The organism is Enterobacter sp. ENT03, assembly GCF_019218745.1.
GTDB lineage: Bacteria > Pseudomonadota > Gammaproteobacteria > Enterobacterales > Enterobacteriaceae > Enterobacter_D.
Genome location: NZ_JAHUXA010000005.1, coordinates 77,091 through 94,303 on the forward strand (window position 1 = coordinate 77,091; position 17,213 = coordinate 94,303).

At 55.2% G+C, this 17,213-nt stretch carries 17 protein-coding genes; 5 read left to right on the forward strand and 12 right to left on the reverse strand.

Features of this window, described 5'->3' with window-relative positions:
* Positions 1-19: 19 nt before the first annotated feature.
* Positions 20-538 (forward strand): type 1 glutamine amidotransferase domain-containing protein, encoded by a 519-nt coding sequence (locus tag KW828_RS09565; RefSeq protein ID WP_218336159.1) that lies wholly within the window; start codon positions 20-22, stop codon positions 536-538.
* On the opposite strand, the gene KW828_RS09570 is transcribed toward KW828_RS09565, so the two are convergent.
* The gene (locus KW828_RS09570; protein WP_218336160.1) at positions 524-961 is read right to left on the reverse strand and encodes a YhbP family protein; all 438 of its coding nucleotides are present in this window, start codon (positions 959-961) and stop codon (positions 524-526) included. The two genes, KW828_RS09565 and KW828_RS09570, sit on opposite strands and share 15 nt — an antisense overlap.
* 38 nt (positions 962-999) lie before the next feature.
* Here KW828_RS09570 and KW828_RS09575 point away from each other — a divergent pair, with 38 nt between their 5' ends.
* Entirely contained in the window at positions 1,000-1,317 is a 318-nt protein-coding gene (locus tag KW828_RS09575) for a GIY-YIG nuclease family protein (protein WP_218336251.1), read from the forward strand.
* On the opposite strand, the gene KW828_RS09580 is transcribed toward KW828_RS09575, so the two are convergent.
* Entirely contained in the window at positions 1,304-1,807 is a 504-nt protein-coding gene (locus KW828_RS09580) for a GNAT family N-acetyltransferase (protein ID WP_218336161.1), read from the reverse strand. The two genes, KW828_RS09575 and KW828_RS09580, sit on opposite strands and share 14 nt — an antisense overlap.
* Complete coding sequence (locus KW828_RS09585; protein ID WP_218336162.1) at positions 1,801-2,325, reverse strand: SCP2 domain-containing protein; 525 nt, start codon at positions 2,323-2,325, stop codon at positions 1,801-1,803. The genes KW828_RS09580 and KW828_RS09585 overlap by 7 nt, the downstream gene beginning before the upstream one ends.
* A gap of 241 nt (positions 2,326-2,566) precedes the next feature.
* On the opposite strand from KW828_RS09585, the gene KW828_RS09590 reads away from it, so the two are divergent.
* The 3 genes from KW828_RS09590 to KW828_RS09600 all read left to right on the forward strand — a co-directional run bounded on the left by KW828_RS09590 (position 2,567) and on the right by KW828_RS09600 (position 5,553).
* Positions 2,567-3,562 (forward strand): peptidase U32 family protein, encoded by a 996-nt coding sequence (locus KW828_RS09590; RefSeq protein ID WP_218336163.1) that lies wholly within the window; start codon positions 2,567-2,569, stop codon positions 3,560-3,562.
* The gene (locus tag KW828_RS09595) at positions 3,553-4,446 is read left to right on the forward strand and encodes a U32 family peptidase (protein ID WP_218336164.1); all 894 of its coding nucleotides are present in this window, start codon (positions 3,553-3,555) and stop codon (positions 4,444-4,446) included. Before KW828_RS09590 ends, KW828_RS09595 begins: the two co-directional genes overlap by 10 nt.
* A 99-nt stretch (positions 4,447-4,545) precedes the next feature.
* Positions 4,546-5,553 carry a luciferase-like monooxygenase gene (locus KW828_RS09600; protein WP_218336165.1) on the forward strand — a complete coding sequence of 336 codons (1,008 nt, stop codon included), beginning with the start codon at positions 4,546-4,548 and terminating at the stop codon, positions 5,551-5,553.
* Positions 5,554-5,688: 135 nt separating this feature from the next.
* On the opposite strand, the gene mtr is transcribed toward KW828_RS09600, so the two are convergent.
* The 9 genes from mtr to infB form a co-directional block, all read right to left on the reverse strand.
* Entirely contained in the window at positions 5,689-6,933 is a 1,245-nt protein-coding gene (gene mtr, locus KW828_RS09605; protein WP_218336166.1) for a tryptophan permease, read from the reverse strand.
* 154 nt (positions 6,934-7,087) lie between these two features.
* Positions 7,088-9,025, reverse strand: coding sequence for a DEAD/DEAH family ATP-dependent RNA helicase (locus tag KW828_RS09610; protein WP_218336252.1), 1,938 nt, complete (start codon positions 9,023-9,025; stop codon positions 7,088-7,090).
* Positions 9,018-9,095: a protein YrbN gene (gene yrbN, locus KW828_RS09615; protein ID WP_099458804.1), complete on the reverse strand. Its 78-nt coding sequence runs from the start codon at positions 9,093-9,095 to the stop codon at positions 9,018-9,020. The genes KW828_RS09610 and yrbN overlap by 8 nt, the downstream gene beginning before the upstream one ends.
* 110 nt (positions 9,096-9,205) lie before the next feature.
* A complete protein-coding gene (gene nlpI, locus KW828_RS09620; RefSeq protein ID WP_218336167.1) occupies positions 9,206-10,090 on the reverse strand; it encodes a lipoprotein NlpI in 885 nt (294 codons plus the stop codon).
* A 112-nt stretch (positions 10,091-10,202) separates the two neighbouring features.
* Positions 10,203-12,338: a polyribonucleotide nucleotidyltransferase gene (gene pnp / locus KW828_RS09625; protein ID WP_088221700.1), complete on the reverse strand. Its 2,136-nt coding sequence runs from the start codon at positions 12,336-12,338 to the stop codon at positions 10,203-10,205.
* Positions 12,339-12,582: 244 nt separating this feature from the next.
* Positions 12,583-12,852, reverse strand: coding sequence for a 30S ribosomal protein S15 (rpsO, locus tag KW828_RS09630; RefSeq protein WP_004385056.1), 270 nt, complete (start codon positions 12,850-12,852; stop codon positions 12,583-12,585).
* A 151-nt stretch (positions 12,853-13,003) separates the two neighbouring features.
* Entirely contained in the window at positions 13,004-13,948 is a 945-nt protein-coding gene (truB, locus tag KW828_RS09635) for a tRNA pseudouridine(55) synthase TruB (protein ID WP_218336168.1), read from the reverse strand.
* Positions 13,948-14,349 carry a 30S ribosome-binding factor RbfA gene (gene rbfA, locus KW828_RS09640; protein ID WP_088221697.1) on the reverse strand — a complete coding sequence of 134 codons (402 nt, stop codon included), beginning with the start codon at positions 14,347-14,349 and terminating at the stop codon, positions 13,948-13,950. Before rbfA ends, truB begins: the two co-directional genes overlap by 1 nt.
* A 131-nt stretch (positions 14,350-14,480) precedes the next feature.
* Positions 14,481-17,192, reverse strand: coding sequence for a translation initiation factor IF-2 (infB, locus tag KW828_RS09645; RefSeq protein WP_088221696.1), 2,712 nt, complete (start codon positions 17,190-17,192; stop codon positions 14,481-14,483).
* Positions 17,193-17,213: the final 21 nt, after the last annotated feature.

A 17,213-nucleotide genomic window follows, 5' to 3' on the forward strand; every position in this document is an offset into this window, starting at 1 on the left:
CCAAAACAGCGGAGGAAATATGGGCAAGAAGATTGCAGTCTTGATAACCGACGAGTTTGAAGATTCAGAGTTTACCTCACCCGCCGAGGCGTTTCGTAAAGCTGGCCATGACGTGGTCACCATTGAGATGGAAGCCGGGAAGACGGTCAAAGGTAAGAAAGGGGAAGCCAGTATCACCATTGATAAAGCTATCGATGAGGTGAAACCTGACGAATTTGATGCGCTGCTGCTGCCGGGCGGTCACTCGCCGGATACGCTGCGCGGCGACGATCGCTTTGTTACCTTTACCCGTGACTTTGTGAATTCCGGCAAGCCGGTGTTTGCCATCTGCCACGGTCCACAACTGCTGATCAGTGCCGAAGTGGTGCGGGGGCGTAAGCTCACCACGGTCAAACCCATTGTTATCGACCTGAAAAACGCGGGTGCTGAGTTCTATGACCAGGAAGTGGTCATCGACAACAATCAGATCGTCACCAGCCGGACGCCGGACGATCTTCCCGCGTTTAACCGCGAAGCCCTGCGCTTACTCGGTGCCTGAGTCGCGGATCCAGTGAAGTTTTTTCCCGAAGCCCAGCGTGTTATCGGTAAATTTTATCTCGTCGAGGATGATTTCCCAGACGGGAGCCGATAGCGCTCTGGCAACCGGAAAGCGGCGCGTATACTGCCCTCGCGGTACGCCGCTTTCTTCCTCATTCAGACGACGGATCTCCCCTTTAAACTGCACGCCTCGGATCAGCGCCACGGTTTTTGGCTGCCCGTTAACGGTGCCCGCCACCGGCGCGTTTTGCCCGGTCATTTGCGCATGTCGGGTATGGTCTTCACTCAGCACATAGAACGCCACTTTTACCGGATCGTAGAGATAAAAAGCGTTAGCGCACCACAATTCCCCATCGCGGGTGACACACCATGTCAGAACGTGTTGTCTGGACAGCCAGCGATTAATGGCGGCGAGTGATTCCATCGGACTTCTTCCTCATGCTATGGTGCGCTCATCTTAATATAGTGAACGCTGTAATGACGCTCTGGTCTGTTTATCTCATTCGCACCGCTGATAATTCGCTCTACACCGGGATTACCACCGACGTGTCCCGCCGTTTTAGCCAGCACCAGTCGGGTAAAGGCGCGAAGGCGCTGCGGGGCAAAGGCGAACTGCGGCTGGCGTTTACCGAACCGGTTGGTGAGCGCTCGCTTGCGCTGAGAATCGAATACCGGATCAAGCAACTGACGAAGCGCCAGAAAGAGCGCCTCGTCAACGGAGAGGATTCGTTTGCAGCGCTGTTAGAGAGTCTGCAAACGCCGGTGCTTAAAAGCGATTGAAATGATCGTGATACTCCACCCGCCCAGTGACGCCGTTAAAGGCGTCGTCTGCCAGGCGATGGACATGGAAGGCGGTTTCCGTTCCCGGCCAGCGGCAGTGCAGATCGTAATGGGCCGCCCGCTCAAAACCGAGTCGGTCATAGAATGCCGGATCGCCTAACGCCACCACGGCGGCATAGCCAAACTCATTGAGCGAATCCAGCCCTTCATACACCAGTTGTCGCGCGAGGCCCTGCCCACGGTAGTTTTCGTCAATGGCCAGCGGCGCAAGCGCCACCCACTGTAAATCCTCACCATGAACGGAGACCGGGCTGAAGGCCACATAGCCCACGACTTGCCCTTCGTCGTCCGTTGCCACCAGACCGAGCGTGATTAAACCATCTTCACGCAGATCCTGTACCAGACCCGCTTCGCCATCGCCCGGATAAGCGCGACGGAGTAATGCGTCAATGCCTGGCGCATCAATGGGGATTTCGACTCTAATCAGCATGGCTCACCTACAGAAAGAGGTTTAGTTTCAGGGGGCGTTTTCAGGCCCGCCTCAACAAATTCAGCCAGTTGCATGAGCATGATGCGCAATGGTTTCGGCATCTGCTCAGGTTCAATGGCATCCATCAGATTTTTCACGTACAGACCCAGTTCCGTATCACCTTCGATCATCAGACGGCGCTGGAAAAACAACGTATCCGGATCCTGTTTACGGGCGGCGATCATCAGCAGATCGCTGGCATTCGCGCTAAAACTGACATCAGCGTTGGCAGACTGGCGCACGATTAACTGGCCGTTCTCAACGGAGGTGAACCACTGAAGGCCAATATCCCGCACGTCGATACTTAACCAGCGTCCTTCGAGAAACTCAAGTTCGCCGTCCGCCAGCGCCTGCTGAAACTGCCAGCGCAAAACCTGTTCCAGTACCTGGCGTTTAAGGGCGAAAGGCGCGAGCTTCACAGGCACGCTGAGTAAAGACGGACCCGCGAGAACGAGACGTGAGCGCAGTTTATCCAACACAAGCATTACTCCCTGAAATGATTAGTCCGCCTATTCTGCCACATCATACAAATCACATAGCGGCGCAAATCAACAATTACGAAGAAGAAATACGCCATTATTGGTGCCATCAATACGCGATTAACTGCCTCAAATCAAAAATTGTCGCCGAAGGGTTAACTAAAATCCCAGCTCGTTAACAATTTTTGCACCTCTCAGGTGCGTCCGGGTCAGGCTGGCCCGTTGAACCGCAGGATATATTATGGAGTTGCTCTGCCCGGCCGGAAACCTCCCGGCGCTGAAGGCGGCCATCGAGAACGGAGCCGACGCCGTCTATATCGGCCTGAAAGATGACACTAACGCCCGCCATTTTGCCGGACTGAATTTTACGGAGAAAAAACTCCAGGAAGCGGTGAGCTATGTTCACCAGCACGGCAAAAAATTGCATATCGCCATTAACACTTTTGCCCACCCTGACGGCTACCAGCGCTGGCAGCGGGCGGTGGACATGGCGGCGCAGCTCGGCGCGGATGCGCTGATCCTCGCCGACCTGGCGATGCTCGAATACGCCGCCGAACGCTATCCCCATATAGAACGCCATGTCTCGGTGCAGGCATCGGCCACCAACGACGAAGCCATTCGTTTTTATCATCGCCATTTTGACGTGGCGCGCGTGGTACTGCCGCGCGTGCTGTCGATCCATCAGGTTAAACAGCTGTCGCGCACCACGCCGGTTCCGCTGGAAGTGTTCGCTTTCGGCAGCCTGTGCATTATGGCGGAGGGACGGTGTTATTTATCCTCCTACCTGACCGGCGAGTCACCAAATACTGTGGGTGCCTGCTCTCCGGCGCGCTTTGTGCGCTGGCAGCAGACGCCGCAGGGCCTGGAATCACGCCTGAACGATGTGCTGATCGACCGCTATCAGGAAGGGGAAAACGCAGGCTATCCGACGCTGTGCAAAGGGCGCTATCTGGTGGATGGCGAGCGCTATCACGCGCTGGAAGAGCCAACCAGTCTGAACACGCTGGCGCTGTTACCGGAACTGCTGGCCGCCAATATTGCCTCGGTGAAAATCGAAGGCCGCCAGCGCAGCCCGGCGTACGTCAGCCAGGTGGCGAAAGTCTGGCGTCAGGCTATCGATAACTGCCTGGCCGCGCCGGAAACCTACGCCCCGCAGACGGCGTGGATGGATACGCTTGGGGCGATGTCGGAAGGCACGCAAACGACGCTTGGCGCCTATCACCGTAAATGGCAGTGAGAAAAGCAATGAAATATGCATTAGGACCGGTGCTCTACTACTGGCCAAAAGAGACGCTGGAAAATTTCTATCAGCAGGCCGCCCGCAGCGAAGCCGATATTATTTATCTTGGCGAAGCGGTATGCAGCAAGCGCCGCGCCACCAAAGTGGGCGACTGGCTGGAGATGGCGAAAGCGCTGGCGCAAAGCGGCAAACAGGTCGTGCTGTCGACGCTGGCGCTGGTACAGGCTGCCTCGGAACTAAACGAGCTGAAACGCTATGTGGAAAATGGCGAGTTCATGCTGGAAGCCAGCGATCTCGGCGTGGTAAATATGTGCGCCGAGCGGAAGCTGCCGTTTGTCGCCGGTCATGCGCTGAACTGCTATAACGCCGTGACGCTGCGCCTGTTGCACAAACAGGGAATGGTTCGCTGGTGTATGCCGGTGGAATTATCCCGCGACTGGCTGGCTAACCTGCTGAATCAGTGCGATGAACTGGGGATCCGCAATCAGTTTGAAGTGGAAGTGCTGAGCTATGGTCATCTGCCGCTGGCCTATTCCGCGCGCTGCTTTACCGCCCGCTCGGAAGACCGGCCCAAAGATGAGTGCGAAACCTGCTGCATCAACTACCCGACCGGCCGCAATGTGCTGTCGCAGGAAGATCAGCAGGTGTTCGTGTTAAACGGTATTCAGACCATGAGCGGCTATGTCTATAACCTCGGCAATGAGCAGACCTCCATGCACGGGCTGGTAGATATTGTGCGCCTGTCGCCGATGGGCACACAAACGCTGGACATGCTGGCGGCCTTCCGCACCAACGCGAACGGCGACGCCCCACTGCCGCTGGCGGCACACAGTGACTGCAACGGCTACTGGAAGCGGGTCGCCGGTCTGGAACTGGTGTAGTCGATCGCTTCATTCACACAGATAGCTCACTTTGTTAACAGCTTTAGCTACGCTTTAATGCAGTATTAAAGAATTAGCCTGTAACAAAGTGAGCACAATATGACCGATACCTCCCCGCTTTTTTCGGTGCTCGACCTCGCACCGATCCCGCAGGGCGCTTCTGCGAAAGACGCCTTTGGTCACTCTCTGGATCTGGCCCGTCTCGCTGAAAAACGTGGCTATCATCGCTTCTGGCTGGCTGAGCATCACAATATGACCGGCATCGCCAGCGCGGCGACGTCAGTGCTGATTGGCTATCTGGCGGCCAATACCACGAGCCTGCACCTCGGCTCCGGCGGCGTGATGCTGCCAAACCACTCGCCGCTGGTGGTCGCCGAACAGTTTGGCACGCTCAATACGCTCTATCCGGGCCGTATCGATCTGGGGCTGGGCCGCGCGCCGGGTAGCGATCAGCGCACCATGATGGCGCTGCGCCGTCATATGAGCGGCGACGTTGATAACTTCCCGCGCGACGTGGCGGAGCTGGTGGACTGGTTTGATGCCCGCGATCCGAACCCGCATGTGCGCCCGGTGCCCGGCTACGGCGAGAAGATCCCCGTCTGGCTGCTTGGCTCCAGCCTTTACAGCGCCCAGCTCGCCGCGCAGCTTGGTCTGCCGTTTGCGTTTGCCTCGCACTTTGCCCCGGACATGCTCTTCCAGGCACTGCACCTGTACCGCAGCAACTTTAAGCCCTCGGCGCGCCTTGAAAAGCCGTATGCGATGGTGTGCATCAATATCGTGGCCGCTGACAGTAATCGCGATGCGGAATTCCTGTTCACGTCCATGCAGCAGGCGTTTGTGAAACTGCGTCGGGGTGAAACCTCGCAGCTGCCGCCGCCGATTGATAACATCGATCAGTTCTGGTCGCCGTTAGAGAAATACGGTGTGCAGCAGGCGCTGAGCATGTCGCTGGTGGGAGATAAAGCGAAGGTCCGTCACGGGCTGGAGTCGATTCTGCGTGAAACCCAGGCGGATGAGATCATGGTTAACGGCCAGATTTTCGATCATCAGGCGCGTCTGCATTCGTTTGACCTGGCAATGCAGGTGAAAGAAGAGTTGTTGGGATAGTTCTGGCCTGCCCGGTGGCGCTACGCTTACCGGGCCTACGTTTGCAGATTTTGCCGGGCGGCGCAAGCTTGCCCGGCCTACAAAATCAATGCTGCAGGTCGGATAAGGCGTAGCCGCCATCCGGCTAGAGATTAACTACTGATATACCGGCAGCAGGTTGAAGCTCGACAACAGATGCACAAGGGCGTTGCCGACGCCGAAAATCAGGATCAGGGCAATCATCGGTTTACCGCCCCAGACGCGAAACCGCGGGCTGCCAAAGCGCTTGCGTGATTTTCGCGCCAGCAGCGCCGGGACAATCGCCGCCCAGATGGTGGCCGCCAGCCCGGCATAGCCAATCGCATACAGAAAACCATTCGGCCACAGCAAACCGCCCGCCACTGGCGGCAGAAAGGTCAGCGCCGCAGTTTTAAAGCGCCCTGCCGCGCTGTCATCAAAACCAAACAGATCCGCCAGATAGTCAAACAGCCCCAGCGTCACGCCAAGAAACGAGCTGGCGACCGCAAAGTTGGAAAACACCAGCAGCAGCAGATCCAGACTCCGGCTATTCAGTACGCCGCTTAACGCCTGCACCAGCACATCGATATTTCCGCCCTGCGCGGCGATTGCGATAAAGGCCGGGCGCGGGATATTGCCCATCGTACCCAGCAACCAGACCGCATACAGCCCCAGTGCCAGCAGCGAGCCGAGGACAATACAGCGCGTGATAGTGCGCGGATCTTTGCCGTAGAATTTCATCAGGCTGGGGACGTTGCCGTGATAGCCAAATGAGGCGAGGCAAAACGGCAGTGTCATCAGCAGGTAAGGCGTATAAGACGCGTTGCTTTCGGCCACGTTGAACAGCGTGGCAGGCTGAACATGCCCCAGCAGGCTACCGAAGGTCAGAAAGAAAGTGATGACTTTGGCACCCAGCACAATGGCGGTCATGCGGCTGACCGCGCGGGTGGACAGCCAGACAATAAACGCCACCAGCATTGCAAAGCCAAATCCCGCCAGCCGCGCCGGAACGTTCAGCGACATCTCCGCAAAGGTGTGATGCAGGATCGAGCCGCTCGCGGAAATGTAGGCGTAGGTCAGGATATAAAGCACAAAGGCGATGGAAATGCCGTTGATGGCGTTCCAGCGTTTACCGAGCAGATCGCGGGTAATGGTGTCGAAGCTGGATCCAATCCGATAGTTGAGGTTCGCTTCGAGGATCATCAGGCCGGAATGCAGCATACAAAACCATGTGAAGATCAGCGCCGCCAGTGACCAGAAGAACCACGCGCCGGACATCACCACCGGCAGGGAAAACATGCCTGCGCCAATGATCGTACCCGCAATAATCACAACGCCTGCCAGCAGCGAGGGAGTGGTGTGTGTGGTTGTTAACGTCGCCATCCGTTTAATCTCCGGTGTTATAACAGCTTCGGTCTGTGAAGCATTGCGCATGCATTGTACCAGTACATGAGTACAAAACAGATAAAAAAAGCCCCGATTGTTAAGATCGGGGCTGGAACGTTTGCTTTACAGTAAAGGTTTATGCGTTACGCGATTATGCATCACCGAAGCGACGACGACCGGAGGCAGCGCCTTCTTCGCGACGCGGGCCACGGTTGCCTTCACGACGTTCGCCGCTGAAACGGCCAGCACCTGGCGCTGCGCCTTCACGACGTGGACCACGGCTACCTTCACGACGCTCGCCGCCAGCACCGCCACCGAAGCGACGTTCGCCAGCAGGACGATCACCACCAGCACGACGTTCGTGCGGCTGTGCATCACCCAGCAGCTGCATGTTCATCGGCTTGTTCAGGATACGCGTACGGGTGAAGTGTTGCAGAACTTCGCCCGGCATACCTTTCGGCAGCTCGATGGTGGAGTGGGTACCGAACAGCTTGATGTTACCGATGTAACGGCTGCTGATGTCGCCTTCGTTAGCGATAGCGCCAACGATGTGACGAACTTCAACACCATCATCACGGCCCACTTCAATGCGGTACAGTTCCATTTCGCCAGCGTCACGACGTTCACGACGCGGACGATCTTCACCGCTACGCTCAGGACGGTCAGCACGCGGACCACGGTCGTTGCGATCGTTACGGTCGCCACGGCGTTCGAAACGCTCGTCACGGTCACGGAATTCACGCTTCGGACGCATCGGCGCTTCTGGTGGCAGGATCAGCGGACGTTCGCCCTGCGCCATTTTCAGCAGCGCAGCAGCCAGCGTTTCGATGTCCAGCTCTTCGTCAGCAACCGGCTGAATTTTTGACAGCAGGCCACGGTACAGATCCAGATCGCTGCTTTCCAGCTGCTGCTGGACTTTGGCGGCGAATTTTTCCAGACGGCGTTTGCCCAGCAGTTCTGCGTTCGGCAGTTCAACTTCCGGAATGGTCAGCTTCATGGTGCGTTCAATGTTACGCAGCAGACGACGCTCGCGGTTCTCAACGAACAGCAGTGCGCGACCTGCACGGCCAGCACGACCGGTACGGCCGATACGGTGCACGTAAGACTCGGAGTCCATCGGGATGTCGTAGTTTACCACCAGGCTGATACGCTCAACGTCCAGGCCACGGGCCGCAACGTCGGTCGCAATCAAGATGTCCAGACGACCATCTTTCAGACGCTCCAGGGTTTGCTCACGCAGTGCCTGGTTCATGTCACCGTTCAGCGCAGCGCTGTTGTAACCGCTACGCTCCAGCGCTTCAGCCACTTCCAGGGTCGCATTTTTGGTACGAACGAAGATAATCGCCGCATCAAAATCTTCTGCTTCCAGGAAACGCACCAGCGCTTCGTTTTTACGCATGCCGTAGACAGACCAGTAGCTCTGGCTGATGTCCGGGCGAGTGGTTACGCTGGACTGAATGCGCACTTCCTGCGGCTCTTTCATAAAGCGGCGGGTAATGCGACGGATAGCTTCCGGCATAGTGGCAGAGAACAGCGCGGTCTGATGTTCAGCCGGGATCTCAGCCATGATGGTTTCAACGTCTTCGATGAAGCCCATACGCAGCATTTCATCCGCTTCGTCCAGTACCAGACCTTTCAGGTTGGACAGGTTCAGCGTGCCACGTTTTAAGTGATCGAGCAGGCGACCCGGGGTACCCACAACAATTTGTGGACCCTGACGCAGGGCGCGCAGCTGCACGTCATAACGCTGGCCGCCGTAAAGGGCCACCACGTTTACGCCGTGCATATGTTTAGAGAAATCCGTCATGGCTTCTGCAACCTGAACCGCCAGTTCGCGGGTCGGTGCCAGCACCAGAATCTGTGGCGCTTTCAGCTCAGGATCAAGGTTGTGCAGCAGCGGTAATGAAAACGCTGCAGTTTTGCCGCTACCGGTCTGGGCCATACCCAGAACATCGCGGCCACCCAGCAGATGTGGGATACACTCTGCCTGGATTGGAGATGGCTTTTCGTAACCCAGATCGGTCAGGGCCTGAAGGATAGAGGCATTCAGCCCAAGATCAGAAAAAGTGGTTTCGATGGTATCAGTCATGTAGTACATGTGCCTCATTGATGGCGGCCAGTCTACGTAACTCATCGTGAAATTGATCTGCAATTTTCATTGAAAAGTGTGAACCGGCTCAAATTTAGTTGATTAACGAACAAAAACGCCCTCACCCGTTAGGATGATGACTTTATTAATAAAGTTGATGGGCTGATCGTTGTTCGTCAGCTATTGCTGGTCCGATTCTGCCAGGTCATCTTGCTCCTGGCCCAAGAGCGATAATTCCAACAATGCATAACGATGCTCAACGTAGTTGTGTACGTTGTTAGCGACCGCTAACTTGAACAGTGCCGTAGCGCTGTCCTTTTCCCCCAGACTTAGGTAGAACTTACCTAAATAGAAGTTGGTTTCACTGAGATGCTCAGCGAGCGAGGTGTTATCCGTTGCGTCCGCCTTCAGGCGATCCATTAACGTTGCTTCGTTAATGTCACCGAGGTAGAACTCGACAATGTTCCATCCCCATTGCTCTTTATCCGATTTCTCGAAGCGCTGTTTTAGCGCTTCCTTGGCCTGCTTTTCATCGAGCTTACGCTCAGCGATGTAAAGCCAGAGGCTACGGAAAGGATCATTGGGATCGTCTTGATAAAACGCTAGCAGATCATCTTGCGCTAACTTGTCACGACCGCCGTAATACAGAGCGATACCGCGATTCAAGTGCGCGTAGTTGTAAGTTGGATCAAGCTCAAGTACAGAATCAAACGCTTCATAAGCGGCATCAAAATTGCCCGCTTGCGTTAAGTAAATGCCTAAGTAATTGAATACTTCAGGCATATCGGGTCGGATGGCCAGTGCTTGTGAAAAATCATTTCGCGCCAGTGCCCTCAGACCGAGACTATCATACAACACTCCGCGCTCATATAAAAGCTGTGCGCGTTCATCATCGGTTAAAGCCCGACTGGCAAGAATTTGTTCCATGCGTGCCAGAATCACTTCTTGCTGCAAAGTCGGTTGCAATGGCACCGCCAGGACTTCGCTCTTACGCCAGGCAGAGTTGCTGCATCCTGCCAGCGTTAAAGCTGTCGCAACGAAACACCAGCGCAAAAAAGGCTTCATTTCCCACTCCCGAAGACAACAATTAGATGGACATCCTGTCCCCCGGCTGCAAACACAGCATCCTGCCCGGAATGAAAACTCTCCGCCAACGACGGAGAGCTAAACAGCAACCTTACTCGCCTTGTTCTGCTACTGGCGCTTGCGGCGCTTCAGCAGGCTGAGTTTGTTCAGTCGCTTCTTTAATGCTCAGACGGACGCGGCCCTGACGGTCAACTTCCATAACTTTAACCGGGACTTCCTGACCCATCTGCAGATAGTCAGTCACTTTCTCTACACGCTTGTCAGCGATCTGAGAAATGTGCACCAGACCTTCTTTACCGCCACCGATGGCAACGAATGCGCCAAAGTCAACGATACGGGTCACTTTACCATTGTAGACGCGACCCACTTCGATTTCTGCCGTGATCTCTTCGATACGACGAATAGCGTATTTCGCTTTCTCGCCGTCGGTCGCTGCGATTTTCACGGTGCCATCATCTTCGATTTCGATGGTGGTGCCGGTTTCCTCGGTCAGCGCACGGATCACAGAGCCACCTTTACCGATGACGTCTTTAATCTTGTCCGGGCTGATCTTGATGGTATGGATACGCGGTGCGAACTGCGAAATATCCCCACGCGGTGCGTTGATTGCCTGTTCCATCACGCCCAGGATGTGCAGACGCGCACCTTTAGCTTGGTTCAGTGCAACCTGCATGATCTCTTTGGTGATACCTTCAATTTTGATATCCATCTGCAGCGCAGAGATACCTTCGCGGGAACCCGCAACTTTGAAGTCCATATCGCCCAGGTGATCTTCGTCGCCGAGGATGTCAGACAGCACAACATAGTTGTCGCCTTCTTTCACCAGACCCATTGCGATACCCGCAACGGCCGCTTTGATCGGCACGCCTGCATCCATCAGGGCCAGAGAAGCACCACATACGGACGCCATGGAAGAAGAACCGTTAGATTCGGTAATTTCTGAAACCACACGTACGGTGTACGGGAATTTGTCAGCTTCCGGCATCACAGCCAGCACGCCACGCTTCGCCAGACGACCGTGACCAATTTCACGACGCTTCGGCGAACCGACCATGCCCGTCTCACCAACGGAGTACGGAGGGAAGTTGTAGTGGAACAGGAAGCTGTCAGTACGCTCGCCCATCAGTTCGTCGATGTTCTGCGCATCACGGGTGGTACCCAAGGTCGCGGTAACCAGCGCCTGCGTCTCACCACGGGTGAACAGTGCGGAACCATGGGTACGCGGCAGAACGCCAGTACGCACGTCCAGACCACGGATCATGTCTTTTTCACGACCGTCGATACGCAGCTCGCCCGCCAGAATACGGCTACGAACAACGTTTTTCTCGATTGCGTGCAGGATGTCACCCAGTTCGTTCTCGTCCAGGGTTTCATCTTCTGCCTGCAGAGCGGCAATTACATCAGATTTGATAACGCCAACCTGATCGTAACGCTCTTGTTTGTCAGTGATGCGGTAAGCATCGCTCAGACGGGATTCAGCAAGCGCAGCAACGCGCGCATTTAGCGCTTCGTTAGCGGCTTCTGGCTGCCAGTCCCAACGCGGTTTGCCCGCTTCTTTCACCAGGTCGTTGATGTTCTGGATCACGATCTGCTGCTGCTCGTGGCCAAACACCACTGCGCCCAGCATCACGTCTTCGCTCAGCAGCTCAGCTTCGGATTCAACCATCAGCACAGCGCCTTCGGTACCGGCAACAACCAGATCCAGTTTGCTTTCTTTCAGCTCGTCCTGGGTCGGGTTCAACACGTACTGGTCATTGATGTAACCTACGCGGGCAGAACCGATTGGGCCGTTGAACGGGATACCGGACAGGGACAGCGCAGCAGAGGCGCCGATCATTGCCACGATATCCGGGTTAACCTGTGGGTTAACAGAAACAACAGTCGCGATAACCTGTACTTCGTTAACGAAGCCTTCCGGGAACAGCGGACGAACCGGGCGGTCAATCAGACGCGCGATCAGCGTTTCGCCTTCGCTTGGACGACCTTCACGACGGAAGAAGCCACCCGGGATTTTACCAGCAGCGTAAGTACGCTCCTGATAGTTAACAGTCAGCGGGAAGAAGTCCTGGCCCGGCTTCGCTTTTTTCTGACCTACAACGGTAACGAATACCGCGGTGTCGTCCATGCTTACCATAACAGCTGCCGTCGCCTGACGCGCCATCATGCCGGTTTCCAGCGTTACGGTGTGTTGACCGTACTGAAATTTACGAATGATCGGATTAAGCAAAATTTTATCCTTTCTTAATGAATGACAGCACACCGCTGGGTGTGCTGACGTTAGTACCCGATCTTCTGTGCATCCTCGCGACTAATGACAACCCTAACCCAAACCGGGTAAAGCCTCTCATTAGCCGCGCGAACCTCTGCAACGAAGATCATTCACAGCAACAATACAATAGTTTAGGGTGAATTGCTGCCGTCTGGTTGAAAAAAGGGGCCGTTAAGGCCCCTTTCTGTGAAACTCGCCAGACTTAGCGACGCAGACCCAGACGCTCGATCAGCGCGGTGTAGCGTGCAACATCTTTACGTTTCAGGTAGTCGAGCAGTTTACGACGCTGAGAAACCATACGCAGCAGACCACGACGGCTGTGGTGATCTTTTTTGTGCTCTGCAAAGTGACCCTGCAGGTGGTTAATCTGAGCAGTCAGCAGGGCAACCTGAACTTCGGTAGAACCGCTGTCGTTCTCGCCACGACCAAACTCGGAAACGATTTTTGCTTTAGCTTCAACGCTTAGAGACATTTTAAACTCCAAAATTAAAAGAATGAAAGGGTGCCAATCTCTAATTCAGCAACCCCAGGTTTAACGACGGAAGATGTTAAACACCTTACCTGACGTTAAGCGGCAATATTCTACTCGCAGTACCTTGTTATCGCAAGGTGACTACGATGGATTACGCCGGGTACTCAACCACCAGGCGGCGTGGTGCCACGCGACCCTGATCGTCGATTTCTGCCATGCCGATAAACACCGACTCTGGCCCTTCCGTTACGCGCACCAGTCCTTCGGTCGGCGCTTCGGCCGCGCGAACGGGCTGACCGTTCTTGAAGTAGGCGGCGCTAACGGCAGGAATATTCACCACCGGGAAGTCCGCAGCGGGACTGTCCATCGGCATCAGCAACGGATCAAGAAGCTGGGCAGCAGGAATATCCTGCTCACCGGCCTGCTCAACCAGCGTCTGCAACTGCTCAAGCGTCACCATGCGATCGACCGGGTATTTGCTAACCGCCAGACGGCGCAGAAAAATCACATGCGCGCCACAGCCGAGCTTTTCACCGAGATCGTCCACAATCGTGCGGATATAGGTGCCTTTCGAGCAGTGTACTTCCAGCTCCAGCTCATCCCCTTCGTGACGGATAAACAGCAGCTCGTAAACGGTAATGGGACGGGCTTCACGCGGCACCTCAATACCCTGACGCGCGTACTCGTACAGCTTCTTTCCCTGGTATTTCAGGGCCGAATACATGGACGGGATTTGCTGAATATCACCGCGGAAGGTCTCCAGCGCGGCAGCCAGCTGCTCTGCACTGAAAGTCACCGGGCGCTCTTCAACAATCTGTCCGTCGGCATCGGAGGTATCCGTGCGCTGGCCGAGACGCGCAATAACACGATAACGCTTATCCGAATCCAGCAGATACTGGGAAAACTTCGTCGCCTCTCCCAGGCAAATCGGCAACATGCCGGTCGCCAGGGGATCCAGCGCGCCGGTATGCCCGGCACGGTTAGCATTGTAGAGACGTTTAACTTTTTGCAGCACATCATTACTGGACATGCCTTGTGGCTTATCCAGTAACAGTACGCCGTGCACATCGCGACCGCGACGACGAGGACGACTCATTAGTCCTCCTTGGTGTCGTCCGGGTTCACACGACGTTCATCGTCATGACGCACCACGTTGGTCACCAGGTTGGACATACGCATACCTTCCACCAACGAGTTGTCGTAGAAGAAGGTCAGTTCCGGCACGATACGCAGACGCAGTGCTTTACCCAGCAGCGAGCGGATAAAACCGGACGCGTCCTGTAATGCTTTGATACCAGCCTTGATGGCCGCTTCGTCTTTGTCGTTCAGAAAGGTAACAAACACTTTCGCATACGCCAGGTCACGGGACATCTCGACACCGGAAACGGTGGTCATCATGCCCAGACGTGGATCTTTAATTTCGCGTTGCAGGATAAGCGCGATCTCTTTTTGCATCTCCTGCGCAACACGCTGAGGGCGGCCAAATTCTTTCGCCATAATAAGTCCTCCAGAATAAAGACAAAAAAGGGGCTAAAAGCCCCTTTTGAAATAGTTGCCGGGTGGTGCTTCCAGGCCTGATGTCGCTACGCTTATCAGGCCTGCAACCCAGCCACCGGGCATTACGACGGTTAAGCGATGGTACGCTTGATCTCGATGATTTCGAACACTTCGATCATATCGCCAACGCGAACGTCGTTGTAGTTCTTAACGCCGATACCACATTCCATGCCGTTACGGACTTCGTTAACGTCATCTTTGAAGCGGCGCAGGGATTCCAGCTCGCCTTCGTAGATAACCACGTTGTCGCGCAGAACGCGGATCGGGTTGTGACGTTTGATCGTCCCTTCGGTAACCATACAGCCCGCGATCGCACCGAATTTCGGTGATTTGAACACGTCGCGCACTTCGGCCAGACCAATGATCTGCTGTTTCAGTTCCGGAGACAGCATGCCGCTCATCGCCGCTTTCACTTCGTCGATCAGATGGTAGATGACGGAGTAGTAACGCAGATCCAGGCTTTCCGCTTCAATCACTTTACGCGCAGAGGCATCAGCACGCACGTTGAAGCCAACCAGAATGGCGTTGGATGCTGCAGCCAGCGTGGCGTCGGTTTCGGTGATACCACCTACGCCGGAACCGATGATCTTCACTTTCACTTCGTCGGTAGACAGTTTCAGTAAGGAATCGGAAATCGCTTCGACAGAACCCTGTACGTCAGCTTTCAGTACGACGTTCACTTCGTGAACTTCGCCTTCAGTCATGTTCGCGAACATGTTCTCAAGTTTAGATTTCTGCTGACGTGCCAGTTTGACTTCACGGAATTTGCCCTGACGATACAGTGCAACTTCACGCGCTTTCTTCTCGTCACGTACCACGGTCACTTCATCACCGGCAGCCGGCACACCGGACAGACCCAGGATTTCAACCGGAATAGACGGACCGGCTTCCATAACTTCCTGACCCAGTTCGTTACGCATTGCACGAACACGGCCATATTCGAAGCCACAAAGCACGATGTCGCCTTTGTTCAGCGTACCTTCACGTACCAGAACTGTTGCTACCGGACCACGACCTTTATCCAGGAAGGATTCGATAACCGCGCCGCTCGCCATACCTTTGCGAACCGCTTTCAGTTCCAGAACTTCAGCCTGCAGCAGGATGGCGTTCAGCAGGTCATCAATACCGGTACCGGCTTTCGCAGATACAGGGATGAACTGAGACTCACCGCCCCACTCTTCCGGCATCACGCCGTACTGGGACAGTTCGTTTTTCACGCGATCCAGGTCAGCTTCTGGCTTATCAATTTTGTTCACCGCAACCACTACCGGCACCTGCGCCGCTTTCGCGTGCTGGATTGCTTCGATAGTCTGCGGCATCACGCCATCGTCCGCGGCCACAACCAGAACAACGATATCCGTTGCCTGCGCACCACGAGCACGCATAGAGGTAAACGCGGCGTGACCCGGGGTATCCAGGAAGGTGATCATACCGTTGTCAGTTTCAACGTGGTACGCACCGATGTGCTGGGTAATGCCGCCCGCTTCGCCAGAGGCCACTTTCGTTGAACGAATGTAGTCCAGCAGAGAGGTTTTACCGTGGTCAACGTGACCCATGATAGTCACAACAGGTGCGCGAGCTTCTGCCGCAGCGCCAGTGTCACGGTCGCTCATTACCGCTTCTTCCAGCTCGTTTTCACGACGCAGGATAACTTTGTGGCCCATTTCTTCCGCAACCAGCTGCGCAGTTTCCTGATCGATAACCTGGTTGATGGTGGCCATTGCGCCCAGTTTCATCATCGCTTTGATGACCTGAGAACCTTTTACTGCCATTTTGTTAGCCAGTTCGCCCACGGTGATGGTTTCACCGATGATAACGTCGCGGTTAACTGCCTGAGCCGGTTTCTGGAAGCTCTGCTGTAAAGAGGAACCTTTACGCTTGCCGCCTTTACCGCCACGAACAGCAGCGCGCGCTTCTTCGCGATCGGCTTTCGATTCGGAGTGCTTGTTGCCTTTTTTCGGGCGCGGTGCTTTAGCAGTACGGGTACGGCTGCGGCCACCTTCGACTTCGCGGTCGCTGTCGTCTTCTGCCTGACGCGCATGTTGAGAAGTGGTTACATGATAGTCACTGGACTCTTCAACCGGTTCAGCAGCCACATTGACACCATTTTTCTCGTTTTCTTCAGCCATACGACGCGCATCTTCTGCCACGCGGCGTGCTTCTTCTTCCAGTTTACGACGTGCCTCTTCTTCGGCTTTGCGCTTAAGTTCTTGCGCTTCGGCTTCACGACGGGCTTTTTCAGCCTGGGCAGTCCTGGTCATTTCGTCAGTTTGTTGATTGCTCACTTTGCTCGTTTCCGCAGCTTCGCGTTTCACCGGGTTAGCGGATTCGCGTTTCGCTTTTTCTTCGGCTTCACGTTTCGCTTTCTCTTGTGCGTCACGCTTGGCTTTTTCCTCGGCTTCACGCTTAGCAGCTTCCTGCGCTTCACGACTGGCCTTCTCTTCCGCTTCGCGCTTCGCCTCTTCTTCCGCGGCGAGACGTTCAGCCTCTTGCGGATCACGTTTTACAAAGGTGCGTTTTTTGCGGACTTCGATCTGCACCGATTTGCTTTTACCGCCGGTGCCAGGGATATTCAGTGTGCTGCGCGTTTTGCGCTGCAACGTCAGCTTGTCAGGCGCTGAACCATGTTCACGGTTCAGGTGCGCTAACAATGTCTGTTTTTCTTGTGCTGTCACTGAGTCGTCAGACGACTTCGGGATCCCTGCATCAGCAAATTGCTGTACCAGGCGGTCCACGGAGGTCTGAATCTCAGCGGCCAGCGCTTTTACGGTTACATCTGTCATGCTGTTCCTTCCTGCTACAGT

What these genes read in the sequence shown, in the direction of transcription:
- KW828_RS09565 (WP_218336159.1), top strand. Translation starts at nt 20, where the DNA reads ATGGGCAAGAAGATTGCAGTCTTGATAACCGACGAGTTTGAAGATTCA.
- KW828_RS09570 (WP_218336160.1), bottom strand. Translation starts at nt 961, where the DNA reads ATGGAATCACTCGCCGCCATTAATCGCTGGCTGTCCAGACAACACGTT.
- KW828_RS09580 (WP_218336161.1), bottom strand. Translation starts at nt 1,807, where the DNA reads ATGCTGATTAGAGTCGAAATCCCCATTGATGCGCCAGGCATTGACGCA.
- KW828_RS09590 (WP_218336163.1), top strand. Translation starts at nt 2,567, where the DNA reads ATGGAGTTGCTCTGCCCGGCCGGAAACCTCCCGGCGCTGAAGGCGGCC.
- KW828_RS09595 (WP_218336164.1), top strand. Translation starts at nt 3,553, where the DNA reads ATGGCAGTGAGAAAAGCAATGAAATATGCATTAGGACCGGTGCTCTAC.
- KW828_RS09600 (WP_218336165.1), top strand. Translation starts at nt 4,546, where the DNA reads ATGACCGATACCTCCCCGCTTTTTTCGGTGCTCGACCTCGCACCGATC.
- mtr (WP_218336166.1), bottom strand. Translation starts at nt 6,933, where the DNA reads ATGGCGACGTTAACAACCACACACACCACTCCCTCGCTGCTGGCAGGC.
- KW828_RS09610 (WP_218336252.1), bottom strand. Translation starts at nt 9,025, where the DNA reads ATGACTGATACCATCGAAACCACTTTTTCTGATCTTGGGCTGAATGCC.
- yrbN (WP_099458804.1), bottom strand. Translation starts at nt 9,095, where the DNA reads ATGAAAATTGCAGATCAATTTCACGATGAGTTACGTAGACTGGCCGCC.
- nlpI (WP_218336167.1), bottom strand. Translation starts at nt 10,090, where the DNA reads ATGAAGCCTTTTTTGCGCTGGTGTTTCGTTGCGACAGCTTTAACGCTG.
- rpsO (WP_004385056.1), bottom strand. Translation starts at nt 12,852, where the DNA reads ATGTCTCTAAGCGTTGAAGCTAAAGCAAAAATCGTTTCCGAGTTTGGT.
- truB (WP_218336168.1), bottom strand. Translation starts at nt 13,948, where the DNA reads ATGAGTCGTCCTCGTCGTCGCGGTCGCGATGTGCACGGCGTACTGTTA.
- rbfA (WP_088221697.1), bottom strand. Translation starts at nt 14,349, where the DNA reads ATGGCGAAAGAATTTGGCCGCCCTCAGCGTGTTGCGCAGGAGATGCAA.
- infB (WP_088221696.1), bottom strand. Translation starts at nt 17,192, where the DNA reads ATGACAGATGTAACCGTAAAAGCGCTGGCCGCTGAGATTCAGACCTCC.